Below are 26,850 nucleotides of genomic sequence, written 5' to 3'. Positions count from 1 at the left end.
TCGGGAGCGTCCATGGCGGCGCCGGCCGCCGTGACGGAACGACCATACTGGAGGCGTGTTCGATGAGTACCGGATCAAGCGGTGGGAGCGTCGGGGTGACGTCAAGCGGCTGCTCGCTGCGCTGAGCCGGGGGCGTCGCCCGGGGTCGGTCATCGCGGCGCTGGGTGAGGTCGGTGACGAGCGGGCGATCGGGCCGCTGCTCGGCCATGTCGAGCTGGCCGGCGCCATCGCCGCGCTCGATCGGATCGAGGGGCGGGGGCACCGGTTCTTCGTCGACGAGTTCATCGACGCGCTGCGGCGGCATGCCTGGCCCGGCCTCTCCCGCGGCGAGTTCGCCGGGGTCGCGGCCGGCGCCCGGCGGCTGCTCCAGCGCCGGGCGGGCGCCGACGACGTGCCGGCGCTGATCGGGTTGATGGACGACGCGAGCATGCCGTTCGACCTGCGGGTGGCGGCGATCAGCACGCTGGCCTCGATCGGCAGCACCGACGCGCTGGCCCACCTGACCGAACACATGCGGCGCGGGCCCAAGGCGATGCCCGAGGTCTACCTCGCCCTGGCCGGGACCGGGAACCGGGCGGTCGTGGCCGACCTGACCGACTTCGTGCGGAACGACCGGGAGTTCGTGCCCGAGGCCTATCTCGCGCTCGCCTCGCTGCGCGACCGGGCCACCGTGGAAGCGCTCACCGGGTGGCTGCGGCGGAGCTGGCACGTCACCGCGGCCGAGGTCGAGGCGCTCGCCGCCATCCCGGGGGTGGTGGTCGACGAGCAGCTGTGGGCGCTGATGTCCGAGCTGCCGGAACGCAAGGGTGAGCTGGTCGAGCTGATCGGCGCGGCGGCCCTGGCCCGGCGGACCCCGCCCCGGCCGCCGGTGCTCGCCGCCCTGGGACACCGGTCGTCCCGGGTCCGCCGGATCGCCCTCGAGGCTCTCGGGCAGGCGGCCGACCCGGTGCACTTCGAGCCGATCGCCGTCTGCGCCAAGGACGAGGATTTTCGGGTACGCCGAGCCGCGTTGCGGGCGCTCGACGAGTTCGACGACCCCCGGGTGACCGACATCCTGGTGGCCGACGTCACCGACCCGGCCCGCTGCACCTTCGGCGCGGCCGACCTGCTCAGCCGCACGAAGCACCGGCGCGCGACCGGCGCCCTGGTCGCCTGGCTGCGGTCGGCCGGCAACGACCGGGCGCCGAGGCTCAACCGCGTCACCGTCCTCCGGTGCCTCGGCCGCCTGGGTGGCGAGGAGGCGGTGACCACCCTGCTCGAGCTGTTCGAGTCCGGGCGGCCCGCCGACCGGCCGCACGTCGCGTCGGCGCTCGGCTACACCGGCGACCCGCGGTGCGTGGAGCCCCTGCTGCGCGCGCTGACGGAGAAGACGTCGGCCGGGGACGACACGTGGCTGATCGTCAGCGCCCTGAGCGACCTCGGCGACCGCCGGGCCGTGCCCGCCCTGTGCGAGATCCTGTCCGGTGAGAGCAAACGCGAGGGCGACGGCGAGAGCAAGGGCGAGGGCAAGAGCGACGGCGAGAGCAAGGGCGACGGCGACGCGGCCGACCGGCCGGAGAGAGACGCCGCCGCCTACGCTCTGGGCCGGCTCGGTGACGTGAGCGCCCTGCCGGCGCTGCGCAAGGCCGGCGCGCAGGGGAGCGCCGACGTCCAGCTCGCCATCCGGCGCCTGGAACGGATCGAGAAGGTGTCCGCACCCCGGAGCTGAACCCGACACACCGGGTCAATCCCGGCCGGGCGGCAGTGGTTGACTGGCGCGATGCGGGCTGAGGACGGGGAACGGATCGCGGCGGCGCTCGGCGGGGCGGTGCGGAGGGCGACCACGCTGGCGGGTGGCTATTCGCATGAGACGGTGCTGCTCGAACTGGCCGACCGGAGGGTGGTGGCCCGGTTCGGCGGGGGAGACCCGGCGATCGAGGCCGCGGTGATGCGGCTGGCGCCCGTACCCGTGCCTGAGGTTCTGCTCGTCGAAGCGGACGCCATGGCCATCGCGTTCGTCGAGGGAACGGTGCTGAGCCGGGTCCTCGAGGAGCGGCCGGACGACGCGGAGGGGCTCGGCCGGGAGGTGGGGCGGGTGATCGCGCGGATCGGTGACGTGCGCTTCGACGCGCCCGGGTTCTTCACCGACGCGACGCTGACCCCCGGAGCTCAGCCGCCCTGGTCGGAGCAGCTGGTGCCGTTCGTGGAGCAGTGCATGGCCAAGACCGAACGGCTCACGCCGGGTGAGCGGGCGGCCTGGTTGCGGCGGTGCGCCGAGCAGGCGCCGAGGCTCACCGCCGTCGAGGGGGACGCGAGGCTGGCCCACGGTGACGTCAACCCGAAGAACATCCTGGTGACGCGGGGTGCGGACGGCTGGCGGGTGACGGCCGTGCTGGACTGGGAGTTCGCCTACGCCGGCAGCCCGTACGGGGACGCGGCCAACATGGCCCGCTTCGGGGACGGCTACCCGCCGGGATTTCTGGACGGCTTCGACGAGGCTTTCGCCGCGCATGAGCCCCGGCACCCGGAGTGGCGGGAGATCGGGCGGGTGCTGGACATGTTCGCGCTGTCGGATCTGGTCACCCGGCCGCCCGGCAACGACGTCGCCGATCAGGCGGCTGCGATCATTCGCTCACCCTGGAATGTCCATTTGTGAGTGAACGATTGAAGTTTGATCAAAGCCGAGCATAATCTGCGGCCAACAACGCCTAGTGCGAGGTGCCGCGAATGTTCACTCACCGAACAGCCCTGACCGCCGCGACGGTCGTCTCCGCCCTGCTCCTGTCCGCCGCCTGCACGGCCAAGCCCGCCACCACCGCGTCGGACAGCGGCGACGACCCGGAGAGCGCCTCGCTCACCTACTGGTACTGGGCCGAGAGCGACGCCCCGGGCGCCAACGACTGGATGAAGGCGCGCATCGCCGAATACACCAAGCAGCACCCCAAGGTGACCGTCGACCTGGTGCCGCAGCCCACCGACACGCTCATCGGGGCGTTCACCACGGCCGCGCAGACCAAGTCGGGGCCGGACATCGCCACCCAGTGGGCGACCATGCCGGTGCTCAGCCAGGCCTGGGCCGGCGCGGTCGCCCCGATCAGCGACCTGGTGCCGGCCACCGAGACCGCCAACTGGCTCAACACGCAGGAGAACACCTACCAGGGCAAGCTGTGGGGGATGCCGATCTACCTGATGGGCATTCCGCTGGCGTACAACAAGGATCTGTTCGCGAAGGCCGGCCTCACCAACCCGCCGGCCACCTGGGACGAGCTGCTGTCGCAGTGCACCGCGCTCCGCAAGGCCGGCGTGACGCCGTTCGGGATGGGCAACAAGGACGGCTTCTTCGGCGCCTGGTTCTTCTCGATCGTCGGCAAGCAGCGGTGGGACTCGATCGACGACCTCAAGCAGGCGATGACCGGCAAGACCCCGTTCGCCGATCCGAAGGTCAGTGGCTTCTACGAGGCGCTGGCCCAGCTGAAGAAGCAGAACTGCCTCAACGACGACATCGCCTCGCTCACGCTCGACCAGGGCATGCAGAAGTTCGGCGCGGGTCAGGCCGCGATGGCCTGGGGCACGGACGGCCTGGTCTCCGGCTGGGCGAAGACGCTGGGTACGGACAAGGTCGGCGTCGCCATGACCCCGAAGTGGGGTACGGGCAAACTGGCCGACACCCACAACACCACCCAGTCGTCGACCGCCTTCATCACCTCGTGGTCGCCGCACAAGCGGGCCGCGGCCCAGTTCCTGACCTGGCTCCACCAGCCGGCCAACCTGGCCTCCTGGTACGAGGCGACCAGCATCTTCCCGGCCGACAAGCGCTTCGACCAGGGCGCCATCAAGTCGGACATGGCCAAGCAGATCTGGGAGTTCGACAGCCGCCCGGGCGCGGTCTGGCCGCAGAACTACCTGCCGCCCTCGGTCGACTCCGACGGCAACGGCCCGGCCGGCCAGGTGATCACCTCGGGTGGCGCCCCGGCCGCGGCGGTCGAGGTCTGGACCAAGGCCATCGACAAGTGGCGCACCCAGCACCCGGAGGAGCTGAAGAAGTACACCGACTGGGTTGCCGGCTCGTGAGCAAGGGCCGCTGGCCGTACCTGTACATCCTGCCGATGGTGGCCGCGATCCTCTTCGCCTTCGGCTACCCGCTGGTCAGCGTGCTGCGCAACAGCCTCTACACCGGCTCGATCTACGAGCTGACGTACGTCGGCCTGGGGAACTTCCGGGCGCTGTTCGGTGACGACGTGTTCCGGACAGCGCTCGGCAACAACCTCAAGCTGCTGCTGACCGTGCCGGTGATGACGGTCGTGGCGCTGCTGCTGGCCGTGCTGATCCACGAGGGTGTCCGGGGTGGACGGTTCTACCGGGCGGCCATCTTCTTCCCGTACATCCTGCCCGCGGTCGGCACCGGCCTGGCCTTCTCGGTGTTCCTGTCGCTCAACGGCGGCCTGAACGGCGGGCTGCGCGCCCTCCATCTCAACGGTCTGGCCCTGGACTGGCTGGGGTCGCCCGATCTGGCCATCTGGTCGGTCAGCGGCATGGTGGTCTGGCAGCAGCTCGGCTTCGGGGTGGTGGTGTTCCTGGCCGCGTTGCTGTCGCTGCCGGCCGAGACGGTCGAGGCGGCCCGGCTCGACGGCGCCTCCTGGTGGCAGCTGCAGACCCGGGTCAGCCTGCCGCAGATCCGTCCGACCATCGAGTTCTTCGTGGTCACCGAGGCGATCACGGTGCTGTCGTGGGTGTTCACCTACGTGTACGTGCTCACCGGCGGCGGCCCCGGCAACGCGTCGATGGTGCTGGAGTTCTACATCTGGAAAGAGGGCTTCGCGCAGGGCGCCGTCGGGCTGGCCAACGCGGCCGCGGTGGTCGTGCTCGCGCTGGCCGCCGTGCTCATCGCCGCCTACCTGGTGCTGCGGCGCCGGTCCCTGTCCTCGGAGGGCCGGTCATGAGCCGCCTCAGCCTGACCGCACGGCAGGTGCTGCTCTGCCTGGCCACCGTGGCCGCGCTCGCGCCGCTGGTCTTCATGGTGCTGACCAGCCTGAAGACGTCGGCCGACTACACCGTCAACCCGGCCGGGCCGCCGGCCTCGATCACCTTCGACAACTACCGGCGGGCGCTCACCGACCTGCCGACCCTGCGGTGGATGCTCAACAGCCTGCTGGTGACCACGGTGTCGGTGGCCGCGTCGACGGTGGTCGCCGTGCTCGGCGCGTACGCCATCTCGTTCGGCCGGTTCCGCGGCCGCCAGCTCCTCCTCGGGCTGAACATCGGCCTGATCATGGTGCCGCCGGTGGTCCTGCTGCTGCCGGTCTTCGTCATCATGGTCAACCTGCGGCTGATCAACACGCTGCCGTCGGTGATGCTGTTCTACACCGGGCTGCTGGTGCCGTTCGCGGTGTTCTTCCTGACCAGCTTCTTCCGGTCGGTCCCGTACGACGTGATCCACGCCGCCCAGGTCGACGGCGCCGGCCCCGGCCGTACCCTCTGGTCGGTGATCTTGCCGTTGACCCGCCCGGCGCTGATGACGGTCGGTGTGGTGAACGCGATCTGGGTGTGGAACGAGCTGCTGATCTCGCTGGTCTTCCTGCAGGGCGAGAACCAGCGCACGCTGATGGGCGGGCTGTCCCTCTCGCAGGGGCGCTACGCCACCGACCAGCCGCTGGTCCTGGCCGTCGCCACCCTGTCCATCCTGCCGGTGGCCGCGTTCTACGCCCTGTCCCAGCGGTCCTTCGTCCGGGGCCTGACCGCCGGCATCGGGAAGTGAGAACCCCGTCCACACCTGACGACGGGCACCGGTCGCTGAAGACCGGGCATGGAGGACGGTTACGTCCGGGCGTTGATGGCCGCGGTGAGCCGGTCGATGCCGATCAGGTTGAACTCGTTGCCGAGGGTGCGCATGATCGAGTTCTGGCTGGGCCGGTAGACGCCCTTGTCGAAGTAGGCGCCGCCCTCGAAGGCGCCGATCACGCCGCCGTCGGGGGTGGGCCGGCCCAGGTACGAGGCCCACTTGGCGGTGTCCGGGCGTTTGGTCGCGTTCGGCTCGCTGGGTTCGCCGCCGGAGTAGGTGCCCGGCCCGCCGTACTCGTCGGCCAGCCCGCCGATCGAGTGCCCCAGCTCGTGCACGACGATGTCGCCGGATTGCGCGTTGCCGCCGCTGGAGACGGTGACCGTGCCGCCCGACCCGCCGTAGGTGGTGCTGTTGACCAGCACGAGGGCCTGGTCGGCGCCGGGCGCCAGCGCCGCGTACGACCTCGTGACCGCGGTGTCCACGCAGATCAGCCGGGCCAGGTCGTCGCAGTAGAAGCCGCCGCCCAGCGCGGTGTCCTTGCGTACGCCGGGGGTCGGGTCGTTGTCCGAGCCGGACTGGTTCGACACGGCGTTGACCTGCCACACGTTGAACTTGTCCTTCAGCGTGCGGAACGGCTCGTACGCGGTGATCTGCGCCCACCGGGCGACCGCCTGGCGGTGGAACAGGGCCTGTTGACCGGCCGTGTAGCCGTCGCCGATGAACACCAGGTCGTACCGGTCGGCCGGCGGGCCGGTCTGCTGGATGGTCACCACCTCGGCGCCGGCGGCGGCCTTGGCCCGGGGGAGGTCGGCGGCCGTGATCGTGGTGCGGCCGATGCTGCCGTCGGGGGAGAAGACCTCGATGCTCATCGGCGCGGGGGCCGGCGGGGGAGCCAGGAGCAGGAGGATCGGGAGCAGGGGATGCATCGGCCCGACGCTACATCGACCTTCATGAATGTCAAGCCAGGCGAGACCGCCGCAATGCACGCAACCGGCGGGCCTCGACGGGGTCGGCCACCGGGACCGCCGCGAGCAGTTCCTTGGTGTACGGGTGCCGCGGGTGCTCGTACACGTCGGCGGTGTCACCCACCTCGACCACCGCCCCGCCGGACAGCACCGCCACCCGGTCCGCGATCTGCCGCAGCACCGCGAGGTCGTGCGAGACCACCACGAGCGTCAGGTCGAGCGTCGACCGCAGGTCCTCCAGCAGCGCGAGGACCTGTTCGCGCGGTTTCCGTACACCGCGCAGGTAGAGCGGGTCGGCGATGCTCTCGCCGACCGTCCGCCGGGGGTTGAGCGACGACAGCGGGTCCTGGAACACCATCTGCACCGACCGCCGGACGTCGGCGCCCTCGAACACGGCCCGCCCGGCCGACGGCTCGACCAGCCCGACCATGATCCGGGCCAGGGTCGTCTTGCCGGTGCCCGACTCGCCCACGATGCCCAGCGTCTCGCCGCGCCGCACGTCCATCGTCACCCCGTCGACCGCCTTGACGACACGCCGCCGGGCCAGCCGGACATGCTTGCGCACCCCGTCGAGGCGCAGGAGGGGCTCGGCCGAGACGATCCGGGGCGGGTTCGGGTGGGGCACGGCCGCGATCAGTTCCCGGGTGTACGCGTCCCGCGGCGTCACCAGCACCTGTTCGGTCGCCCCCTCCTCGACGGCCCGCCCGTTCCGCATCACCACGACGCTGTCGGTCGACCCGGCCACCACCCCGAGGTCGTGGCTGATCAGCAGCAGCCCGGCGCCCGTGGTCGTGCGCACCTCGTCGAGCAGGTCGAGGATCTGCGCCTGCACGGTCACGTCCAGGGCCGTGGTCGGCTCGTCGGCCACGATCACCTCGGGCCGGCAGACGAGCGCCATCGCGATCAGCGCCCGCTGCCGCATCCCGCCGGAGAACTGGTGCGGGTACGACTCCGCCCGCAACGCCGCGTCCGGGATGTGCACCTGCTGGAGCACCTCGACGGCCCGCCGCCGCGCCTCCCGTCGCGTGGCGCCGGTGTGCACCCGGTAGACCTCGGCGATCTGGTCGCCGATGCGGTGGAACGGGCTGAGCGCGGTCAGCGGCTCCTGGAACACCATGGCGATCCGGGCGCCGCGGATCCGCCGCCACTCGCGGTCGGTGAGCGTGGTCAGGTCGGTGCCGCCGAACTCGATCGTTCCGCTCACCGACGCCGTCTGATGCAGGCCGAGCAGGGCCAGCGCGGTGGCGCTCTTGCCGGAGCCGGACTCGCCGACGATGCCGACCGCGCCGCCGGCCGGAAGCTCGAACGACAGCCCGTCGACGGCCTGCGTGTCACCGAACCGGATCCGCAAGTTTTCGATCTTGAGAGGCGCAACGTTTCCGCCCCCACCCCCGCCCTTGTGGGTGGGCGAAAACGTAGCGCGCGGCGGTGACGATTCTGGTGGGTTGTCCACAGGATTCGCGGTCATCTCAACTGCACCCGGGGGTCGATGGCGGCATAGAGCAGGTCAGCGACCGCGTTGGCGATCACGATGAGCAGCCCGGTGAGCAGCGTCACGCCGACGACCACCGGCAGGTCGATCTGGTTGACCGCCCCCACGAGCAGCTGGCCGATGCCGGGCAGGCCGAACATGGTCTCGGTGAGCACCGCGCTGGTCATGATCGAGGCCAGGTCGATCGCGGTCAGCGTGACCAGCGGCAACATCGCCCCGCGCAGCGCCCGCCGCCAGATGATCCGCCGTTCCGGCAGCCCGTAGGCGCGGGCCGTCCGGATGTGGTCCTCGGCCAGGGTCTCCTGGATGCCGGCCCGGGTGAGCCGGGCGTAGGCGGCGGTCTGGATGATCGCCAGCGCCACCCAGGGCAGCAGCAGGTTCTGGGCCCAGAGCAGGGGATCGGTGGTGAACGGGACGTAGGCGGGGAACGGCAGCCACTGGAGCACGACGCAGAACAGCAGCAGGAGCAGCAGGCCGACCAGGAAGACCGGCACCGCGTACCCGGTCAGGACCAGGCCGTTGACCAGCCGGTCGAGCCAGCGGTGCCGGCGCAGCCCGGAGAGCAGGCCGGCGCCGACGCCGGCCAGCAGGGACAGCACCTCGGCGCCGATCGCCAGCGAGGCGGACACCGGGAGGCGGTCGGCGAGCAGCGATGTCACCGACTGGTCGGTTTCGAAGGAGTAGCCCAGGCAGGGCGCGGGACAGTGCCGGGCCTGGGCGCCGGACGAGTAGTCGCGCCCGGCCACGAGGCCCTGGAGGAAGTGCGCGTACTGCACGTGGGCCGGGTCGTCGACGCCCATCGCGTGCCGGACCTCGACCAGCCGCTCCGGGGTGCAGCCCTTGCCGCAGGTGAGCACCGCGGGGTCGGACGGCGCCAGGTAGAACAGCCGGCCGAGCACGGCGTCGGCCCACCGCCCGCCCAGCCCGGCGGCCAGCCCGGCCAGCAGGCCGATCAGCACCTGGAGGATCGTCGCGCCGACCGCGACGCCGAGCGACACCCGCGCGCCGTAGACGATGCGGGCGAACAGGTCACGGCCGGTGCCCGGCTCGACGCCGAGCCAGTGGTCGCCGCTGACGCCGCCGTACGGTCCGGTGGGTACGCCGCCGCGCGCCGAATCGAGCAGGTTGTCGTGGTAGGTGGTCGGGTCCTGCCCGGCCAGGGCGGTGAGCAGCGGCGCCGACACGGCGACCACCACCATCACGGTGGCGATCGTCGCGCCGGCCACGAAGCCGCGGTCCCGCAACGCGACCGCGGCGAGGCTCACTTGACCGAGACCCGGGCCAGGTCGTAGGTGCCGCGCCAGCCGTCCGGCACCGCGTTCTTGACGTTCTTGCCGAAGAGGTAGACGTCTTTTTCGTGGGCCAGCGGGATGGTCAGCGCCAGCTTGCCGATCTTCGCATCCAGCGCGCCCCAGCGCGCCTGCGCCTGGGACTGGTCGGTGAGCGCGTTGATCGCGTCGATCTCGGCGTTGGTCGCCGGGTCGTTGTACTGGGCCAGGTTGAAGTTGCCGCCCGCGGTGATGATCTGCCGGCCGTCGAAGATCGGGATCAGGAACGGGCCGCCGGACGGCCAGTCGGCTCCCCAGTACTGCAGCGACAGGGCCGGCTGGGTGGCCGGCTTGCCGGTCACGTCACGGTAGGTCGCCGAGTCGATCGCGGTCAGCTTCACGGTCACGCCGGCCTGCTTGAACGCCTCCTGGACGGCGGCGGCGGCCTTCGGGCCGAGCCCGTTGGAGTCGTCGTTCTCGTGGGCCAGCTCGATGGTCAGGTTGCTCTTTCCGGCCGCGGCGAGCAGTTCCTTGGCCTTGGCCGCGTCGCCCGAGGCGCCGGCCGGGAAGTAGTCGTACTCCTGGTAGCCGAGCGCCTTCTGCGGCGGCAGGAAGGTGGTCGACGGGCCGGCCACCGCGGTGCCGCCGAGGGAGTTCACCACCGAGGTGCGGTTGATCGCGTAGGACAGCGCCTCGCGGACCTTCTGGTCGTCGAACGGCGCTTTCCTGGTGTTGAAGGCCAGGTAGTAGGTGGCCGGGAACTCGCCGCGGGCGACCCGCTCGGCCAGCTCGGAGCCGGGCTGGAGCTGGGCCAGCTGCTCGGGGCCGACCGACGCGTCGGTGGTGACCGCGTTGGCGTCGGCGCCGGCCCCGGTGACCAGCCGCTGGTTGATCACGGCGGCGTCCAGGCCGGAGGTGACCTCGATCCGGTCCGGGCAGGCGTAGCGCAGGGTGTCGGCCGGTGTTCTTCCAGTGCGGGTTGCGTACCAGGGTCAGGGTCTTCTTGGGCTGGTACTTCTCGACCATGTACGGCCCGGACGAGATCGGGTGGGCCTCGTACCCCACGCCGGAGTCCTTGGCCTTGGGCACCGGCGCGAACTGGGTGGCGGTGGCCAGGAAGGGGAAGTCGCCCTCGGGCTTGCTCAGCTTGAAGACGATCGTCTTCTCGTCCGGCGTCTCGATCGACCTGATGCCCTCGGGCTGCTTGTACGGGCCCTGGTAGGACGCCGCGTCGGCCAGCCAGTCGCGCAGGTAGGGCGCGCCGCCGGGCAGGGCGGGCGAGAACGAGCGCTCGATGCCGTACTTGACGTCGGCCGCGGTGATCGGGGTGCCGTCCTCGAAGAAGATGTCGTCCCGCAGCTTGTACGTCCACGTCTTGGCGCCGTCCGACGAGGTGCCCAGGTCGGTCGCCAGGTCGGGCGCGGGCTTGGTGCCGGCGTCGCCGGGCTGGCGGTTGCGGGTGGTGAGCGTGCGGAACAGCAGCGACGGGATGTTGCCGCCGCCCGAGGTGTAGAGCCGGGCCGGGTCGAGGTGGGTGATGCCGCCCTGGCTGAGCACCGTGAGCGTGCCGCCCTGACAGGTCTTCGGGTCGAAGGCGGCGGTCACAGACAAATCCTATAGGGTTACTAGGCGGGCTGGATCCAGTCGAGGGTGCGCTCGACGGCCCGGCGCCAGTTCCGGTATTCCCGTTCGCGCAGCGCCGGGTCCATAGTGGGCATCCATTGGGCCGCGCGGTGCCAGTTCTGCCGCAGCCCCTCGAGGTCGGGCCAGTAACCGACGGCCAGCCCGGCCGCGTACGCCGCGCCCAGCGACACCGTCTCGGAGGCCAGCGGGCGCACCACCGGCACGTCCAGCACGTCGGCCTGGAACTGCATGAGCAGGTTGTCGGCGGTCATGCCGCCGTCCACCTTCAGCGTCTTGAGGGTCAGGCCCGAGTCGGCGTTCATCGCGTCGACGACCTCGCGGATCTGCCAGGCGGTCGCCTCCAGCACCGCCCGGGCCAGATGGCCCTTGGTGATGTACGAGGTCAGCCCCACGATCACCCCGCGCGCCTCGGAACGCCAGTGCGGCGCGTACAGCCCGGAGAACGCCGGCACGATGTAGCAGCCGCCGTTGTCGGCGACGGTCCGGGCCAGCGTCTCGATCTCCGGCGCGCTGGCGATCAGCTCGAGCTGGTCGCGGAACCACTGCACCAGCGACCCGGTGATCGCGATCGACCCCTCCAGCGCGTACGCCGCGGGGGAGCCGGCCACCTGATAGGCGACCGTGCTGAGCAGCCCGTGGGTCGACCGGACCAGTTCGGACCCGGTGTTCAGCAGCAGGAAGCTGCCCGTGCCGTAGGTGCATTTGCCCTCGCCCGGCGTGAAGCAGGTCTGCCCGAACAGCGCCGCCTGCTGGTCGCCCAGCGCCGCGCCGATCCGTACCCCCGGGAAAGCGCTCCTCGCCTTGCCGAACACCCCCACCGAGGGCCGGATCTCCGGCAGCATGGCCCGCGGGACGCCGAAGAAGGCCAGCGACTCGGCCGACCAGTCGAGCGTGTGCACGTCCATCATCATCGTGCGGCTGGCGTTGGTCACGTCGGTGACGTGCAGGCCGCCGGTGAGCTTCCAGATCAGCCAGGTCTCCATCGTGCCGAACAGCACCTCGCCGCGCTCGGCCCGCTCGCGCAGCCCCGGGGTGCGGTCCAGCATCCAGCGGACCCGCGGCCCGGAGAAGTACGTGGCCAGCGGCAGCCCCGAACGATCATGCACGGTCGCCGCCCCGGGCTCCCGGGCCAGCCGGTTGACCAGCGCGTCGGTGCGGGTGTCCTGCCAGACGATGGCGTGACCGACCGGCTGGCCGGTGTCCCGCTCCCAGAGCACGACCGTCTCCCGCTGGTTGGCGATCCCGACCGCGGCCACCTGGTCCACGGTGATGCCGGCCCGGCGCAGCGCCTCGGGCCCGAGCCGCTCCACGTTGCGCCAGATCTCCATGGCGTCGTGCTCGACCCAGCCCGGTTTCGGAAAATACTGCTTGTGCTCCTGCTGGGCCAGGGACACCAGCTGACCGCGGCGGTCGAACACGATGCATCGCGTCGACGTCGTTCCCTGGTCGATCGCGACCACGTAACGCTCGGTCATCGTCATCTCCCCACAGCGGTGAGATCCCTCGAAACCGCCCGGGCGGTATCCCGGACGTAGGTCACCAGCTGGGGATGAGGCTGGTAGTGGGTGTCGCAGACCCGTTCGACGTGGCCGGAGATGCCGATCGCGCCGACCACCAGGCCGCCGTGCCCGCGGATCGGGGCGGCGACGCCGGCCTCGCCGGGGGTCAGTTCCTCGATCTCGACGCTGTACCCGACGGCCCGGATGTGGCTGAGGTCGATACTGAGCGCGCGGGCCGTGACCAGGGTGCGGTGGGTGAAGCGGTCCAAGATCGGTGGTGGGTGCGCTCCGGCCGCCGAGTACGCCAGGAGCGCCTTGCCCAAGGCCGTGGCGTGCAACGGGAGCAGCGCGCCGACCTCGAGCGTCTGGAACGTGTCGTCGGGGCGGAACACGTGGTGCACGACGAGCACCTGACCGTCGAGCACGGTGCCGATGCGCACCGCCTCGCCGCTGCGCGCGGCCAGCGGGTCGGCCCAGTTGATCGAGCGGGAACGGAGCTCGTTGATGTCGAGGTAGCCGGTGCCCAGCCGGAGCATGGCCGCGCCCAGCTGGTAATGGCCGGTGGCGCGGTCCTGCTCGACGAAGCCGACCGCTTTGAGCGTACGCAGAATGCCGTGGGTGGTGCCCTTGGCCAGATCGAGCGAGTGCGCGATGTCACCCAGAGTGAGCCGGCCGGTGCCGCCGGCGAGCAGCCGCAGCACGGCGGCGGCCCGCTCGATGGACTGCACTGTTCCAGGCATGTTTCGAGCTTCATGCGATCGGGTGAACGACGCAAGGGGCTGAGCGTTCGGCAATGTCGAACGGCGTTCATTGTTCGGGCTCGTGCCGCTACCTAGCGTCCTGTGCATCCAGCGTCAGGAGGGCACATGGCCGAACGACTCAAGATCCCGGGAATCTGGGGCGAGCTCGCCGCCGAATTCGCCGGGACCATGATCCTCATCCTCTTCGGTGTCGGCGTCGTCGCGCAGGTCGCCGGCGCGGAGATCGGAGATCACGACAGCATCGCCTGGTCCTGGGGACTCGGTGTGATGCTGGGCGTGTACGTGGCCGGGCGGATCAGCGGCGCCCATCTCAACCCTGCCGTCACCATCGCGCTCGCGGTCTTCAAGGGCTTCGAATGGCGCAAGGTGGCCCCCTACTCGATCGCCCAGTTCCTCGGCGCGTTCGTCGCCGCGCTGCTGGTGCGCTGGAACTACACCGAGGTCCTGCACGCCGCCGACCCCGGCCTCACGATCAAGACCCAGGGCGTCTTCTCCACGCTGCCCGGCAACGGGACCTTGCCGGTCGGCGAGTGGGGCGCGTTCCGCGACCAGATCATCGGCACCGCGATCCTGCTGTTCCTGATCCTGGCCATCACCGACGCGGCGAACACCCCGCCGTCGGCCAACCTGGCCCCGTTCATCATCGGCCTGCTGGTCGTCGGCATCGGCATGGCCTGGGGCACGAACGCGGGCTACGCGATCAACCCGGCGCGTGACTTCGGGCCGCGACTCGCCAGCTTCTTCACCGGATACGGTGGCGCGTTCCGAGATCAGACGGGTTACCTGTACTTCTGGATACCGATCGTCGCCCCGATCATCGGCGGCCTGATCGGCGCCGGGCTCTACCAGACGCTGATCGGACGGTTCCTTCCGTCCGCGGCGATCCAGGAGCCGGGCGAGCTGCCCACCACCGAGACACAGGAGGCAACCCGTGGCTGACTTCGTCGGCGCCGTCGACCAGGGCACCACCAGCACCCGATTCATGCTGTTCGACCACGGTGGCAACGAGGTCGGGCGGCACCAGCTGGAGCACGAGCAGATCCTGCCCCAGGCCGGGTGGGTGGAGCACAACCCGATCGAGATCTGGGAGCGTACGGTCGCCGTCGTCCGGACCGCGATGCAGGCCCGGGGGCTCGGCCCGAACGACCTGGCCGCGCTGGGCATCACCAACCAGCGCGAGACGACCGTGGTCTGGGACAAGAACACCGGCCGGCCCTACTACAACGCGATCGTCTGGCAGGACACCCGTACCGACCGGATCGCCTCCGCCCTCGACCGCGACGGCCGTGGCGACGTCATCCGGCAGAAGGCCGGGCTGCCGCCGGCCACCTACTTCTCCGGCGGCAAGATCCAGTGGATCCTGGAGAACGTCGACGGGGTCCGCGAGGCGGCCGAGCGGGGCGACGCCATCTTCGGCAACACCGACAGCTGGCTGGTCTGGAACCTGACCGGCGGCAACCACGTCACCGACGTGACCAACGCCAGCCGGACCATGCTGATGAACCTCGAGACGCTGGACTGGGACGACGAGCTGCTGTCGTTCTTCAACATCCCGCGCTCGATGCTCCCGGAGATCCGGCCCTCGTCCGACCCCAACACCTACGGCGCGACCCTGGACAACGGGCCGCTCGGCGGCAACGTGCCGCTCACCGGCATCCTCGGCGACCAGCAGGCGGCCATGGTCGGTCAGGTGTGCTTCGCGCCCGGCGAGGCCAAGAACACCTACGGCACCGGCAACTTCATGCTCCTCAACACCGGCACCGACCTGGTCCGCTCGAGCAACGGGCTGCTCACCACGGTCTGCTACAAGTTCGGCGACGCGGCCCCGGTGTACGCGCTGGAGGGCTCGATCGCGGTCACCGGGTCGGCCGTGCAGTGGCTGCGCGACCAGCTGCACATCATCAACGACGCGGCCCAGAGTGAACGGCTCGCGGCCACGGTGCCGGACAACGGCGGCGTGTACTTCGTACCGGCGTTCTCCGGGCTCTTCGCGCCGTACTGGCGTTCCGACGCGCGTGGCGCGATCGTCGGGCTCTCCCGCTTCAACACCGACGCGCACATCGCCCGGGCCACCCTCGAGGCCATCTGTTACCAAAGTCGCGACGTCGTGGACGCTATGGCCCAGGATTCCGGGGTAACCCTGGACGTGTTGAAGGTCGACGGCGGCATCACGGTCAACAACCTGTGCATGCAGATCCAGTCGGACGTCGTCGGGGTCCCGGTCAGCCGGCCGGTCGTCGCGGAGACCACCGCGCTGGGCGCCGCGTACGCCGCGGGCCTGGCCGTCGGTTTCTGGAAGAACACCGACGAGCTGCGCGAGAACTGGAACGAGTCCCAGCGCTGGCAGCCGACCTGGTCGGAAGAACAGCGCGAGGAGGGGTACGGCAAATGGAAGAAGGCCGTCGAACGCACCCTGAACTGGGTGGATGTGGACTGACATGAAGGAAGCACTGTCCCCGGAGTACCGGCGCGGCGCCCTCGCGGCGCTGGCCGGCGCCGAGTTGGACGTGCTGGTGGTCGGTGGCGGCGTGGTGGGGTCGGGCGCAGCGCTCGACGCCGCCACGCGCGGCCTGTCCACCGGCCTGGTCGAGGCGCGCGACTTCGCCTCGGGCACGTCGAGCAGGTCCAGCAAGCTCATCCACGGCGGTCTGCGCTACCTGGAGATGCTCGACTTCGCCCTGGTCCGGGAGGCGTTGCGCGAGCGCGGGCTGCTGCTGACCCGCCTCGCGCCACACCTGGTGCGCCCGGTGAAGTTCCTCTACCCGTTGCAACATCACGTCTGGGAGCGGGCGTACGCCGGCAGCGGCGTCACCCTCTACGACACGATGGCGCTCGGCGGCGGGCTCCCGCGACACCGCAACCTCACCCGGCGCGGTGCGCTGCGCGAGTGCCCCGCGCTCAAGAAGGAGGCCCTGGTCGGCGCCCTGCAGTACTACGACGCCCAGGTCGACGACGCGCGGCACACGATGTTCCTGGCCCGCACGGCGGCCGCGTACGGCGCCCACGTGGCCAGCCGCACCGAGGTGGTCGGCTTCCTGCGTGAGGGCGAGCGCGTGACCGGGGTGCGGGTGCACGACCTCGAGGACGACACCACCTTCGAGGTACGGGCACAGCAGGTGATCAACGCGACCGGCGTGTGGACCGACGACACCCAGGCGCTGGTGGGAGAGCGGGGCCAGTTCCACGTCCGCGCCTCGAAGGGCATCCACCTGGTCGTGCCGCGCGACCGCATCCAGTCGCGCACCGGCCTGATCCTGCGCACCGCGTCGAGCGTGCTGTTCGTCATCCCGTGGGGCCGGCACTGGATCATCGGCACCACGGACACCGACTGGGCCCTGGACAAGGCGCACCCGGCCGCCTCCAGCACCGACATCGACTACCTGCTGGCCGAGGTCAACAAGGTCCTCACCACGCCGCTGAGCCGGGTCGACGTGCAAGGGGTGTACGCCGGGCTGCGGCCGCTGCTGTCGGGCGAGTCGGAATCCACCTCCCAGCTCAGCCGGGAGCACACCGTGGCCAGCCCGCAGCCCGGCCTGGTCGTGGTGGCCGGCGGCAAGTACACGACGTACCGGGTGATGGCCAAGGACGCGGTCGACGCCTGCGTACACAACCTCGGCCGGGCCGTCCCGCCCTCCTGCACCGACGACGTCCCGCTCCTGGGCGCCGACGGCTTCCGCGCCCTGTGGAACCGCCGCCGGGTGCTCGCCGAGTCGTCCGGCCTGCACGTGGCCCGGCTCGAACATCTGCTCGGGCGGTACGGGGCGCTGGTCGACGAGATCCTCGCGGTGATCGCCGACGACCCGACCCTGGGCAAGCCGGTCGAAGGCGCCGAGGACTACCTCCGGGCCGAGCTGCTCTACGCCGCCACGCACGAGGGCGCCCGCCACCTCGAGGACGTCCTGACCAGGCGCACCCGCATCTCCATCGAGACCTTCGACCGGGGTGTCGCGGCCGCTCCGCACGCGGCCGAGCTGCTGGCCCAGGCGCTCGGGTGGACGCCGGAACAGACGAAGAAGGAGGTCGAGAACTACCGGCTGCGCGTCGAGGCCGAACGCGCCTCGCAGGAACAGCCGGACGACGAGACCGCCGACGCGGCCCGCCTGGGCGCCCCCGAGGTCGTCCCGCTCACCTCCGCGCCTCCAGCCCATTGAGCAGCAGGTCGAGGGTGAACTCGAACTCGGCCTGACTGTCGCACCAGCCGAGCGTGTCGCCGCCGTGGTCGTTGACCTCGGCGGCGACCATCGCGGTGAGGTGCGGGACAGCCTTGGCCAGCTCGGCGAGATCGGCCCCGGCCGCGTCCGGCGCCGCCGGGCTGAAGACCTCCTGCGCGAAGCCGAGCGGCATGCTGCCGAAGGCGTGCAGCGCCCGGTGCGCGAGATGGTGGTCGAAGCCGGCCTTCAGCATCGTGCCGACCATCCGGTCGTAGTACCCGAACACCGCCGCCGGGATCGACCTGCGGCTCCCCAGCAGGCCCGGCGCCCACGGATGGCGGATCATCACCTCGCGGGCCGCCAGGAACTGCCGTCTCAGCGTCTCGCGCCAGTCCGCCCCCTCACCGGTCGGCGGGATCTCGCTCAGCACCGTCTCCACGACCCCGTCGAGCAGTGCCTCCTTGTTGGGCACGTGGTAGTAGAGCGACATCGCCTCGACGCCGAGCCCGGCCGCCAGCCGTCGCATCGTCAACGCCGCGAGCCCCTCGGCGTCGACCAGCGCGACGGCCGCGCCCAGCACCCGCTCGCGACTCAGTGCCTGCTTGACCATTGCCGCTACCTTACATCGTATGGTTACCTTGCGCCGTAAGGTCGCGTCGTCGCCCTGGGGGCCGTCATGTCCGTTCGCATTGCCCGCGTCACCGGATTGCTCTACCTCGGCCTCGCGGCCGGTGGGGCGCTCGGCTTCCTGACCATCCGGCCGGCCCTGTTCGTCGCCGGTGATCCGGCCGCGACCCTGTCCCGCCTGACCGCGGACCCCGGGCTGGCCCGGCTGGGCGTCTCGCTCGAACTGTTCACCGTACTGACGCAGGCGCTGGCGGCGGCCGGCTTCTACCGTCTGTTCCACCGCGCCGATCGGTTCACCGCGGCCGGAGTGGCGGCGTTCGGCCTGGTCAACGCCGTGGTCGTGCTGGTGAGCGCGGCCCTGCTCGGCGCCGCGCTCCAGGTCGGGCCGGACGCCGCGGCGGTGCAGACGCTCTACCTGATCAGCGGGCAGCTGTGGGAGGTCGGCGGGTTGTTCTTCGGGCTGTGGCTGATCCCGATGGGCCTGTGGGTGTTGCGCTCGGCGTTGATGCCGCGGGCTCTCGGGTGGGTCCTGGTGGCCGGCGGCGTCGGGTACGTGGTGAGCGCCTTCGTGGGCGCCCTGCTCCCGTCGGCCGGGGTCGTCGCCGACCTGCTCGTCGTGCCCGCCACCGTCGGCGAGTTCTGGATGATCGGCTACCTGCTCATCCTCGGCGTCCGGCCCGCGCCTTCACCGGCGCCGGCCTCCTGACCGTCGTGCCCTGCGCCACGCCGTAGATCCGGCCGTACTCCGGATCGGCGCTCTTGAACCCGAACCCGAGCTGCCCGAACGCGTGTCTGGCATCAAGATCAACACCCATGTCGCGCCTGGGTGGGTGGTACAGACCGTCGCTCCCGCCGAGGTCGGTCCGGGCGGCCGCACGCTCCGCTTCCGCGGCCGCCCTCCCTGCACCCTGAGTGAGTGGTCACCCCCGCCGCTAACGCGGCGCCACCGCCGAGCGCTGCTGGGCCGCCTCGCCAAGATGCCAGCCTCACTTATATCAGCGATAGCCGTTAGATTCCCTGGTGGCAGCGGGCTGAGGGCGTTCGCCGGTTCTAGGCCGCCGAGCCCGCGCCCGCTGAGCGAGGTCAACGCATCGCCGGACTGGAAAGACGGATCTGACGAACTGACCGCGGCTCGCCGGGCAATGGACAAGGGCAGCGTGCACCCCGCCGGGAGCCGGCCGACCTGCACCCGATGCCCGATGAGAAGAGGGAAAAAGGTCGGCGAGGGGAAAGACTGGCCCGGACCATACTGGTTTCTGTGACCGCCAAGGCGCTGATCTTCGACTTCGACGGCTTGCTGATGGACACGGAGACCACGCTGCTGGAGAGCTGGCGCTGGGAGTGGTGGCAGCACGGGCTGGAACTCGACTCGGCCGGCTTCTTCGCCGACCATGGCGGCGACGCCAACGAGCCGCGTTACGCCGCGCTCGCCGAGGCCGTCGGGCCGGCCTACGACCGGGCGTCCAGCCATGCGCAGCGCATGGCCTACCGCGCCGCCCTGAACGAAGCGCTGGAACCCGCACCCGGCATCGTGGATTGGCTGGATCGGGCCGGTGAGCTGGGGTTGCGGCTGGCGGTGGCGAGCAGTTCCGGTGTTCACCACGTGGGCGCGATGCTGGATCGGACCGGGCTGAGGGCGCGGTTCGAAGTGCTGGCGACCGGCGATGAGGTGACCGCGCACAAGCCGGATCCGGCCGTCTACCTGCTGGCCCTGGATCGGCTCGGCCTGCCGGCGCGGGAGGCGGTCGCGTTCGAGGACACCGCGCACGGGGTCGCCGCCGCGCGGGCGGCCGGTCTGCCGTGCGTGGCCGTGCCGAACCGGCATGCCGACCATGGCCGGTTCACCCATGCGGACATGCTCCTGCCCGACGCCGCAAGCCGGTCGCTCGACGCGATCCTGGCCGCGCTCACTCCGCGTGCTGGTTGAGCTGACGCGGCCGGATGAGGGTGGTGACGGGAGCAGACGAAGGGCCGGGGCCGCGAGCAGGATGCCGGGCGCGCAAGGTGGACAGTCGGCGCGGCGGGATCGGCGGTCGAAGGGCTCGGAATTGGGACGGCGGGGTCCGTCTGCTGGGAATTGGCGAAGCGGGCCAAAGGGGGCGCGGGCGGGCGGACCAGGGAGATCCAGTTCGGGGGATCGGCGCGGTTTGACATGGGACATTGACGGGCGTCGACGCGGAAGGGGCGTTTCGGGCCAACGGGAAACTGTGATGGGGCAAACAGGACCGTTTGCTTTCGGGGCGTGACCAGAGCGTCATCGTGTGTGCACGATGTGCTGATCGAACCCCCGCACCCCGAGGAGAACTTCGGTGACCCGACGCCCGCGCATCGACGACCTGACCTCGTTCGCCGCGCCGGAGGAGCCCGCACTGTCGCCGGACGGAACGCTGATCGCGTACGTCCTGCGCACCGCCGATGCCACCGCCGACCGCGCCGTGACCTGCCTGTGGCGCGTGGGCGCCACGGACGGTGAACCGCAGCAACTGACCCACGGACCCGCCGACACCGCGCCGGCCTGGGCGCCGGACGGGGAGCGGATCGCCTTCCTGCGGGCCGGCCAGGTCTGGGTCCTGCCGGCCGGCGGCGGCGAACCACAACAGCTGACATCGTTGCCACAGGGTGCGGGGGCGCCGGTGTGGAGCCCGGACGGCGGCCGGATCGCGTTCACCGCGCGGGCCGAGATCAGGCAGCCGAACAAGCCCGTGGTCGCGGATCGGCTCGGTATCCGGGAGGCCGGCCATGTGCATGTCCTCGACCTGGCCACCGGCGCCTGCCGGCAGATCACCGACGGGGACTGGCCGGTGGGCCAGCCGGCCTGGTCGCCGGACGGCACCCGGCTGGCGTACCCGGCCTGCACCGGGCCGGACGCCGACCTGAGCCTGCGCGAACCGGTGTGGGTGATCGACGCCGGCGGGAAGGGCGAGCCGCGCGTGCACGGGCCGGTCGACGGGGTGGCGACGACCGTGACCTGGGACGGCGACGCGCTGCTGGTGACCGGGCGCCCGGACGGGCCGGGCGGCCACCAGCATCTGCTCCGCATGCCGGTCAGCGGGACGGAGCCGACCGATCTGACCGCCGCCCTCGACCGGAACGTCTCACCGGTGGCGCCGAAGATCAGCGGGGACAAGGTCTACTTCTCCGCCATCGACCGCGGCTGCACCCATCTCTACGCCGCCGACGACCAGAAGGCCAAGGCGGTCGTCCAGGGCGCGGGGCGCAACGTGGCCGGCTACGACGTGCGGGGCAACACGGCCGTGGTGGTGCTGGAGACTTCGGAGTCGCTCGGCGAGATCGTCGTGGTCGATCTGGAGACCGGTGAGGAACGCGTACGCACGAAGCACAGCGACCCGGAGATCGTGTTCTACCCGCGGCGGGAGCGCGAGTTCGCCATCTCGGACGGCGCCGTGGTGCACGGCTGGGTGATCCGCGACGACGACGCCACCGGCCCGCGGCCGCTGCTGCTCGATGTGCACGGCGGCCCGCACAACGCCTGGAACGGGGCCGCGGACGGCATCCACATGTACCACCAGGAGCTGGTCCGGCAGGGGTGGACGGTGCTGCTGCTGAACCCGCGGGGGAGCGACGGGTACGGCGAGGCGTTCTACGTGGCCGTCTCCGGCGCCTGGGGCGAGGCCGACGCCAAGGACCTGCTCGAGCCGATCGACCGGCTGGTCGAGGAGGGCATCGCCGACCCGCGGCGGCTGGCGGTGACCGGCTACAGCTACGGCGGCTTCATGACGTGTTATCTGACCAGCCGCGACCAGCGCTTCGCGGCGGCCGTCACGGGGGCGCCGATCAGCGACCTGACCAGCATGACCGGGACGGCGGACATCGCGCAGTACCTCGGCGTACACGAGATCAGGGTGTTGCCGTGGCAGGACCGTGAGCGGTCGGCCGAGCTCTCGCCGCTGTCCCAGGTCGAGCGCGTGACCGCGCCGACGCTGATCCTGCAGGGCGCCGACGACCGCCGCTGCCCGCCCGACCAGGCCCGGCAGTGGCACACCGCGCTGCGGCAGCGGGGCGTGCCGGCGCGGCTGGTGATGTATCCGGAGGCCGATCACCTGTTCCTGTTCAACGGGCGGCCGTCCTACCGGATCGACTACCACCGGCGGACCGTGGCCTGGCTGCTGGAGCACACCGCGGGCCGGCCGGCCACGCTGGACCCGGTGCGCTGGGAGCGGCGGCTGCGGGTGCTGGCCGAGCGGCACAACGTCCCGGGCGCGGCGCTCGGCATCACCCACCTGGACGGCGAGACGATCGAGGTCGCACACGGTGTGCTGAGCACGTCGACCGAGGTGCCGGCCACGCCGGATTCGGTGTTCCAGATCGGCTCGATCTCCAAGATCTGGACGACCACGTTGGTCATGCAACTGGTCGAGGAGGGCCGGCTCGACCTGGACGCGCCGCTGAGCGACGTGCTGCCGGAGTTCAAACGTTCCGGCGTCACCATGCGCCACCTGCTCACTCACACCAGCGGCATCGACGGCGACGTGTTCACCGACACCGGCCGGGGCGACGACTGCGTCGAGAAGTACGTCGACCTGCTCGCCGACGTGGCCCAGAACCACCCGGTCGGCGCCACCTGGTCGTACTGCAACGCCGGGTTCGTGCTGGCCGGCCGTGTGGTCGAGCGGCTGACCGGGCTGACCTGGGACGGCGCCGTCCAGAAGCGCATCTGCGAGCCGCTCGGCCTGACCCACACCGGCACCATGCCCGAGGAGGCGCTGCTGCACCGGGCGGCCGTCGGCCACCTGAACGCGCGCACCGGGTTAAGACCCACGCCGGTCTGGATGCTCCCGCGGGGGATCGGACCGGCCGGGCTGATCCATTCGTCGGTCGGCGACGTACTGGCCTTCGCACGCATGCACCTGGCCGGCGGCGTGGCGCCGGACGGCCTGCACGTGCTGGGCGAGAAGGCGGTCTCGGCGATGACCGAACACCAGGTGGACGTGCCGGACGGGCACACGCTGCACGACTCGTGGGGGCTGGGCTGGATGCGCGCCACCTGGGACGGCCGGCTGGTGCTGGGCCACGACGGGCGGACCGTGGGACAGTGCGCGTTCCTGCGGCTGCTGCCCGAGGCCGGGTTCGCGATGACGCTGCTGACCAACTCGGACGAGGCCGCCGACCTGGCCGACGAGCTGCTGCGGGAGGTGTTCGCCGAGGTCGCCGGGGTGGCCATGCCGCGGCCGCCGGCCCCGCCGGAGCAGCCGGTCGAGGTGGACATCACGCCGCACGTGGGTGTCTACCGCCGGGCCGGCGCCGAGATCGAGGTGCTGGCCGACGGCCCGGCGCTGCGCTACACGGCCACCGGCGAGATGACGCAACTCACCGCCGAGCCGGTCACCGAGTACGCTCTGGTCGCGCTCTCCGAGGACCATTTCGTGGTGCGCTCGCCGTATTCGTCGGTCTGGACACCGGTCAGGTTCTACGCTCTGCCTACCGGGGAGCGCTACGTGCACCTCTCCATCCGCGCGACCCCGAAGGTGGAGCTTGCGTGATCGCCGACGCCCTGAGACTGATCGAGTGCGAGTCGCCGTCCAGTGACCTGTCCGCCCTGGCCGACTGCGCCGGGCTGGTCGCGGGGCTGGGCGAGCGTCTGCTGGGTGCGGCTCCGGAGCGGATCCAGGTCGATGGGCGTACGCATCTCCGCTGGCGATCCTTCGACGACGGCCCGCGTGTCCTGCTGCTCGGCCACTACGACACGGTGTGGCCGATCGGCTCGCTGGCCCGCCACCCGGCCACCGTCCGGGACGGCGTGCTGCGCGGTCCCGGCTGCGTCGACATGAAGGCCGGCCTGGTCCTGGCCATGCACGCGCTGGCCGGCCGGCCCGATCGCGCCGGGGTCGAGCTGCTGATCACCGCGGACGAGGAGATCGGCTCGCCGACGTCGCGCCGGCTGATCGAGGAGGACGCCGCCGGCTGTGTCGCCGCCCTGGTCCTGGAGGCCGCGGCCGACGACCGGGGTGCGCTCAAGACCGCGCGCAAGGGCATCGCGGGTTACACCATCGACGTGTACGGGAAGGCGGCGCACGCCGGCCTCAACCCGGAGCTCGGGGTGAACGCTTCGGTCGAGCTGGCCCACCAGATCGTGGCGGTGGCCGGGCTCGGGAACCGGGACCGCGGCACGACCGTCACACCGACCGTGCTCAGTGGTGGAACAGCGGCCAACACCGTGCCCGCGCGGGCACGGCTGGTCATCGACGTCCGGGTGCCCGACGCGGACGAGGCGGAGCGGGTCGACGCCGCGTTGAAGAGCCTGCGCCCGGTGCTGCCCGGGGCGCGGCTCGAGGTCACCGGTGGCGTCAACCGGCCGCCCATGCCGCCGGAAGCCTCGGCCGGCCTGCACCGGCGGGCGATCGCGGTGGCCGGGCGGCTGGGCCAGCCCGCCCCGGCCGGTGTCGCGGTCGGCGGCGGCTCGGACGGCAACTTCACCGCCGCGATCGGGGTGCCCACGCTGGACGGCCTCGGCGCGATCGGCGGCGGGGCGCACGCCGACGACGAACACGTGCTGGTGGACACGATGGACGGGCGCGTCGCCCTGGTCGCGGCCCTGATCGCCGATCTACGGTCGGACTCGTGACGGAAACCGAAGCGGAGGCGGCCGCCCGGGCCGCCGGGGTGCGCATCCGCGCGCTCGAGAGCATCACCGACCTGATGGCCGCCGACTCCCTGACCCGGGACATCTGGCAACCGGTCGAGCCCGGCATGATGCTGCCGCTGGAGACCATGCGGGCCTTCGCGCACACCGGCAACTACCTGGTCGGGGCGTACTCCGGCGAGGAGATGGTCGGGTGCAGCATCGGCTTCTTCGAGGCGCCGGCGGCGAACGCCCTGCACAGCCACGTCACCGGGGTCACCGACCGGGCGGCCGGGCGCGGCGTCGGCCGGGCGCTCAAGCTGCACCAGCGGCAGTGGTGCCTGGAACGCGGCGTCGCGGCGATCACCTGGACGTACGACCCGCTGGTGGCCCGGAACGCGTACTTCAACCTGGCCCGGCTGGGCGCGCGGCCGACCACCTACCTGACCAACTTCTACGGCACCATGCAGGACGGGCGGAACGGCAAGGACGAGAGCGACCGGCTGATGGCCCGCTGGGAGGTGGCCCGCTACCCACCGCCTCCGACTCCGGTGGACGGCGCCGAGGTGGTGCTCGGCCGGGCGGCCGACGGCGGGCCCGCTTACGAGCCCGGCGGCGGGCCGCGGGTGCTGGTGGCGGTGCCCGATGACATCGAGGCGCTGCGCGAGGCCGACCCGGACACGGCCAACCGGTGGCGCCACGCGGTGCGCGAGGCGCTGACCGGGCTGCTCGCCGAGGGCTACTATTTCGCGGGCTTCGACCGCACCGGGTACTACATCCTCGAGCAATGATCATTCGGTCGCGGTTCCCGGTCGACGATGCCGTCCTCAGCGCTCTGCATTCGCGTGCTTTCGGCGTACCCGTCGAAGTGAAGAAGTGGTCTTCGCAGTTGAACCGGCACGCCTTGACCTGGCTGGGCGCCTTCGACGCCGGCGATGAGCTGATCGGCTTCGTGCAGGTGGCGTGGGACGGCGGCGGGCACGCCTTCATCCTGGACACCGCGGTCGACCCGGCCGCGCAGGGCCGAGGCGTCGGCGCGGCGCTGGTGCGGACGGCCGCCGCCGAGGCCAAGGCGGCCGGCTGCGACTGGCTGCACGTCGACTACGAGCCACACCTCGACCACTTCTACCGTGACCGCTGCGGGTTCCGCCCCACTCAGGCCGGGCTCATCAGCCTCGACTCCCAGGCGACCTGACGCTGGAACACCTGGAAGCCGAGGCGGCGGTTGATGGCCAGCATCGGGGTGTTGTCGGCGGCGCTCTGGGTGACCAGGTAGCGGATCTCGGGGTGCTCGCGGATCAGCACCGACAGCATCGCGTCCTTCAGGCGGGTGCCCAGGCCACGGCCCCGGGCCGCCGGCAGCACACCGGTGAACTCCTGCTCGGCCACCCCCGGCGTGGTCGGCGACAGGGTGACCTGGGTGAAGCCGGTGATCACGCCGGCCTGGTCGCGGGCGCACAGGGTCAGCCAGCGCTCGCCGGCGAAGGCGGCCCGTTCCTCGAGCAGGCCGAGCGAGGCGGTCATCGACGAGGTGCCGCGCGGCGGGATCTCCAGCATGCGGTGGGCCTGCGCGAACGACTCCCGTAGCGCGGTCGGGCACGGGCCGAACCAGCCGGCCAGGCTGTCGTCGCTCGGGCCGGCGGCGCGCCCGCGCAGGTCGAGCAGGCTCCACTCCTCGGCGCCGCGGGGCCGGTCGAAGCGGGCGACCAGGAAGCCGTGACCGGCCGAGTGTTCCGCGGCCCGGCCGTAGACGGTGGCCGGGCCGTCGGCGAGCGCGGCCGCGCGTACCCATTGCATCAGCTCCGAGCCCAGGCCCCGGCGCCGCCAGTCGGCCCGGACCACGATCCGCAGCTTGCCGGACGGCAGCGTCAGCGTCGCGTACCCGATGGGCGTGTTGTCCGCGGCCCGAGCGACCCATCGGCGCTGCGACTCGCCATGCCGGGCGCGCAGCGAGCGAGCATCCGGCGGGCGCGGGTCGTACACCTCCGCGTCCGCGGTCCGGCACAGGTCGGCGAGGTCGTTACCGGCCTCTTCGACGATCTTCCACATCGGCACGGCGAGAACATACCTGGTTGACGGGCCCGGCCGTGGACCGCCACGATGCC

At 71.4% G+C, this 26,850-nt stretch carries 23 protein-coding genes and 1 pseudogene; 15 read left to right on the top strand and 9 right to left on the bottom strand.

The genetic code is table 11. The features are described 5' to 3' along the window. Positions 1-55 precede the first annotated feature (55 nt). The 5 genes from AB0M54_RS42730 to AB0M54_RS42710 all read left to right on the top strand — a co-directional run bounded on the left by AB0M54_RS42730 (position 56) and on the right by AB0M54_RS42710 (position 5,734). A complete protein-coding gene (locus AB0M54_RS42730; RefSeq protein WP_364478157.1) occupies positions 56-1,708 on the top strand; it encodes a HEAT repeat domain-containing protein in 1,653 nt (550 codons plus the stop codon). A 51-nt stretch (positions 1,709-1,759) separates the two neighbouring features. Further along, positions 1,760-2,635: a phosphotransferase gene (locus AB0M54_RS42725; protein ID WP_364478154.1), complete on the top strand. Its 876-nt coding sequence runs from the start codon at positions 1,760-1,762 to the stop codon at positions 2,633-2,635. A gap of 71 nt (positions 2,636-2,706) precedes the next feature. Beyond that, a complete protein-coding gene (locus tag AB0M54_RS42720; protein WP_364321769.1) occupies positions 2,707-4,050 on the top strand; it encodes an extracellular solute-binding protein in 1,344 nt (447 codons plus the stop codon). Beyond that, positions 4,047-4,919, top strand: coding sequence for a sugar ABC transporter permease (locus tag AB0M54_RS42715; protein ID WP_364478151.1), 873 nt, complete (start codon positions 4,047-4,049; stop codon positions 4,917-4,919). Before AB0M54_RS42720 ends, AB0M54_RS42715 begins: the two co-directional genes overlap by 4 nt. Further along, on the top strand, positions 4,916-5,734 hold the full coding sequence (locus AB0M54_RS42710) for a carbohydrate ABC transporter permease (RefSeq protein WP_364321763.1): 819 nt from the start codon (positions 4,916-4,918) through the stop codon (positions 5,732-5,734). The genes AB0M54_RS42715 and AB0M54_RS42710 overlap by 4 nt, the downstream gene beginning before the upstream one ends. 59 nt (positions 5,735-5,793) lie before the next feature. On the opposite strand, the gene AB0M54_RS42705 is transcribed toward AB0M54_RS42710, so the two are convergent. From AB0M54_RS42705 to AB0M54_RS42685, 5 genes and pseudogenes are all read right to left on the bottom strand, one after another. Then, positions 5,794-6,684, bottom strand: a complete 891-nt coding sequence (locus AB0M54_RS42705; RefSeq protein ID WP_364478148.1) for a M64 family metallopeptidase — start codon at positions 6,682-6,684, stop codon at positions 5,794-5,796. Between the two features lie 31 nt (positions 6,685-6,715). Then, positions 6,716-8,074 carry an ABC transporter ATP-binding protein gene (locus tag AB0M54_RS42700; protein WP_364478145.1) on the bottom strand — a complete coding sequence of 453 codons (1,359 nt, stop codon included), beginning with the start codon at positions 8,072-8,074 and terminating at the stop codon, positions 6,716-6,718. 113 nt (positions 8,075-8,187) lie between these two features. Next, positions 8,188-9,480, bottom strand: coding sequence for an ABC transporter permease subunit (locus AB0M54_RS42695; RefSeq protein WP_364478142.1), 1,293 nt, complete (start codon positions 9,478-9,480; stop codon positions 8,188-8,190). Then, a complete protein-coding gene (locus AB0M54_RS42690) occupies positions 9,477-10,379 on the bottom strand; it encodes an ABC transporter substrate-binding protein (RefSeq protein ID WP_364478139.1) in 903 nt (300 codons plus the stop codon). The genes AB0M54_RS42695 and AB0M54_RS42690 overlap by 4 nt, the downstream gene beginning before the upstream one ends. A gap of 124 nt (positions 10,380-10,503) precedes the next feature. Continuing rightward, positions 10,504-10,884, bottom strand: a pseudogene (locus AB0M54_RS42685) (ABC transporter substrate-binding protein); the annotation flags it as partial. Between AB0M54_RS42685 and AB0M54_RS42680 the strand changes: the two are divergent. Further along, on the top strand, positions 10,778-10,996 hold the full coding sequence (locus tag AB0M54_RS42680; protein WP_364478136.1) for a hypothetical protein: 219 nt from the start codon (positions 10,778-10,780) through the stop codon (positions 10,994-10,996). The pseudogene AB0M54_RS42685 and the gene AB0M54_RS42680 sit on opposite strands and share 107 nt — an antisense overlap. A gap of 112 nt (positions 10,997-11,108) precedes the next feature. Here AB0M54_RS42680 and glpK (AB0M54_RS42675) read toward each other — a convergent pair whose 3' ends face one another. Continuing rightward, entirely contained in the window at positions 11,109-12,602 is a 1,494-nt protein-coding gene (gene glpK, locus AB0M54_RS42675; RefSeq protein ID WP_364321748.1) for a glycerol kinase GlpK, read from the bottom strand. Between the two features lie 2 nt (positions 12,603-12,604). Then, on the bottom strand, positions 12,605-13,366 hold the full coding sequence (locus tag AB0M54_RS42670) for an IclR family transcriptional regulator (protein WP_364478133.1): 762 nt from the start codon (positions 13,364-13,366) through the stop codon (positions 12,605-12,607). Positions 13,367-13,492: 126 nt separating this feature from the next. On the opposite strand from AB0M54_RS42670, the gene AB0M54_RS42665 reads away from it, so the two are divergent. The 3 genes from AB0M54_RS42665 to AB0M54_RS42655 are packed head-to-tail and all read left to right on the top strand — an operon-like array spanning position 13,493 to position 17,538. Continuing rightward, positions 13,493-14,326, top strand: coding sequence for an MIP/aquaporin family protein (locus tag AB0M54_RS42665; RefSeq protein ID WP_364321742.1), 834 nt, complete (start codon positions 13,493-13,495; stop codon positions 14,324-14,326). Then, positions 14,319-15,824 carry a glycerol kinase GlpK gene (gene glpK, locus AB0M54_RS42660; RefSeq protein ID WP_364478130.1) on the top strand — a complete coding sequence of 502 codons (1,506 nt, stop codon included), beginning with the start codon at positions 14,319-14,321 and terminating at the stop codon, positions 15,822-15,824. The genes AB0M54_RS42665 and glpK (AB0M54_RS42660) overlap by 8 nt, the downstream gene beginning before the upstream one ends. A gap of 1 nt (position 15,825) precedes the next feature. Continuing rightward, on the top strand, positions 15,826-17,538 hold the full coding sequence (locus tag AB0M54_RS42655; RefSeq protein ID WP_364478181.1) for a glycerol-3-phosphate dehydrogenase/oxidase: 1,713 nt from the start codon (positions 15,826-15,828) through the stop codon (positions 17,536-17,538). On the opposite strand, the gene AB0M54_RS42650 is transcribed toward AB0M54_RS42655, so the two are convergent. Continuing rightward, positions 17,513-18,148 carry a TetR/AcrR family transcriptional regulator C-terminal domain-containing protein gene (locus tag AB0M54_RS42650; RefSeq protein ID WP_364321734.1) on the bottom strand — a complete coding sequence of 212 codons (636 nt, stop codon included), beginning with the start codon at positions 18,146-18,148 and terminating at the stop codon, positions 17,513-17,515. The two genes, AB0M54_RS42655 and AB0M54_RS42650, sit on opposite strands and share 26 nt — an antisense overlap. A gap of 66 nt (positions 18,149-18,214) precedes the next feature. On the opposite strand from AB0M54_RS42650, the gene AB0M54_RS42645 reads away from it, so the two are divergent. The 6 genes from AB0M54_RS42645 (at position 18,215) to AB0M54_RS42620 (ending at position 25,940) form a co-directional block, all read left to right on the top strand. Further along, a complete protein-coding gene (locus AB0M54_RS42645; protein ID WP_364478127.1) occupies positions 18,215-18,871 on the top strand; it encodes a DUF4386 domain-containing protein in 657 nt (218 codons plus the stop codon). Positions 18,872-19,423: 552 nt separating this feature from the next. Beyond that, entirely contained in the window at positions 19,424-20,092 is a 669-nt protein-coding gene (locus AB0M54_RS42640; RefSeq protein ID WP_364478124.1) for an HAD-IA family hydrolase, read from the top strand. Between the two features lie 382 nt (positions 20,093-20,474). Next, on the top strand, positions 20,475-23,666 hold the full coding sequence (locus tag AB0M54_RS42635) for a serine hydrolase (protein WP_364478121.1): 3,192 nt from the start codon (positions 20,475-20,477) through the stop codon (positions 23,664-23,666). Next, complete coding sequence (locus AB0M54_RS42630) at positions 23,663-24,748, top strand: M20 family metallopeptidase (RefSeq protein ID WP_364478118.1); 1,086 nt, start codon at positions 23,663-23,665, stop codon at positions 24,746-24,748. Before AB0M54_RS42635 ends, AB0M54_RS42630 begins: the two co-directional genes overlap by 4 nt. Beyond that, complete coding sequence (locus AB0M54_RS42625; protein WP_364321719.1) at positions 24,745-25,536, top strand: GNAT family N-acetyltransferase; 792 nt, start codon at positions 24,745-24,747, stop codon at positions 25,534-25,536. The genes AB0M54_RS42630 and AB0M54_RS42625 overlap by 4 nt, the downstream gene beginning before the upstream one ends. Further along, positions 25,533-25,940, top strand: a complete 408-nt coding sequence (locus tag AB0M54_RS42620; RefSeq protein ID WP_364321716.1) for a GNAT family N-acetyltransferase — start codon at positions 25,533-25,535, stop codon at positions 25,938-25,940. Before AB0M54_RS42625 ends, AB0M54_RS42620 begins: the two co-directional genes overlap by 4 nt. Here AB0M54_RS42620 and AB0M54_RS42615 read toward each other — a convergent pair. Then, complete coding sequence (locus AB0M54_RS42615) at positions 25,901-26,794, bottom strand: GNAT family N-acetyltransferase (RefSeq protein WP_364478178.1); 894 nt, start codon at positions 26,792-26,794, stop codon at positions 25,901-25,903. The two genes, AB0M54_RS42620 and AB0M54_RS42615, sit on opposite strands and share 40 nt — an antisense overlap. Positions 26,795-26,850 lie beyond the last annotated feature (56 nt).

The sequence above is a fragment of the Actinoplanes sp. NPDC051470 genome, assembly GCF_040682035.1.
Lineage (GTDB): Bacteria > Actinomycetota > Actinomycetes > Mycobacteriales > Micromonosporaceae > Actinoplanes.
This window is presented reverse-complemented; position numbering and strand designations above follow the sequence as displayed.

What these genes read in the sequence shown, in the direction of transcription:
- AB0M54_RS42670 (WP_364478133.1), bottom strand. Translation starts at nt 13,366, where the DNA reads ATGCCTGGAACAGTGCAGTCCATCGAGCGGGCCGCCGCCGTGCTGCGG.
- AB0M54_RS42655 (WP_364478181.1), top strand. Translation starts at nt 15,826, where the DNA reads ATGAAGGAAGCACTGTCCCCGGAGTACCGGCGCGGCGCCCTCGCGGCG.
- AB0M54_RS42645 (WP_364478127.1), top strand. Translation starts at nt 18,215, where the DNA reads ATGTCCGTTCGCATTGCCCGCGTCACCGGATTGCTCTACCTCGGCCTC.
- AB0M54_RS42665 (WP_364321742.1), top strand. Translation starts at nt 13,493, where the DNA reads ATGGCCGAACGACTCAAGATCCCGGGAATCTGGGGCGAGCTCGCCGCC.
- AB0M54_RS42680 (WP_364478136.1), top strand. Translation starts at nt 10,778, where the DNA reads ATGCCGTACTTGACGTCGGCCGCGGTGATCGGGGTGCCGTCCTCGAAG.
- AB0M54_RS42710 (WP_364321763.1), top strand. Translation starts at nt 4,916, where the DNA reads ATGAGCCGCCTCAGCCTGACCGCACGGCAGGTGCTGCTCTGCCTGGCC.
- glpK (WP_364321748.1), bottom strand. Translation starts at nt 12,602, where the DNA reads ATGACCGAGCGTTACGTGGTCGCGATCGACCAGGGAACGACGTCGACG.
- AB0M54_RS42720 (WP_364321769.1), top strand. Translation starts at nt 2,707, where the DNA reads ATGTTCACTCACCGAACAGCCCTGACCGCCGCGACGGTCGTCTCCGCC.
- AB0M54_RS42725 (WP_364478154.1), top strand. Translation starts at nt 1,760, where the DNA reads ATGCGGGCTGAGGACGGGGAACGGATCGCGGCGGCGCTCGGCGGGGCG.
- AB0M54_RS42705 (WP_364478148.1), bottom strand. Translation starts at nt 6,684, where the DNA reads ATGCATCCCCTGCTCCCGATCCTCCTGCTCCTGGCTCCCCCGCCGGCC.
- AB0M54_RS42650 (WP_364321734.1), bottom strand. Translation starts at nt 18,148, where the DNA reads ATGGTCAAGCAGGCACTGAGTCGCGAGCGGGTGCTGGGCGCGGCCGTC.
- AB0M54_RS42615 (WP_364478178.1), bottom strand. Translation starts at nt 26,794, where the DNA reads ATGTGGAAGATCGTCGAAGAGGCCGGTAACGACCTCGCCGACCTGTGC.
- AB0M54_RS42620 (WP_364321716.1), top strand. Translation starts at nt 25,533, where the DNA reads ATGATCATTCGGTCGCGGTTCCCGGTCGACGATGCCGTCCTCAGCGCT.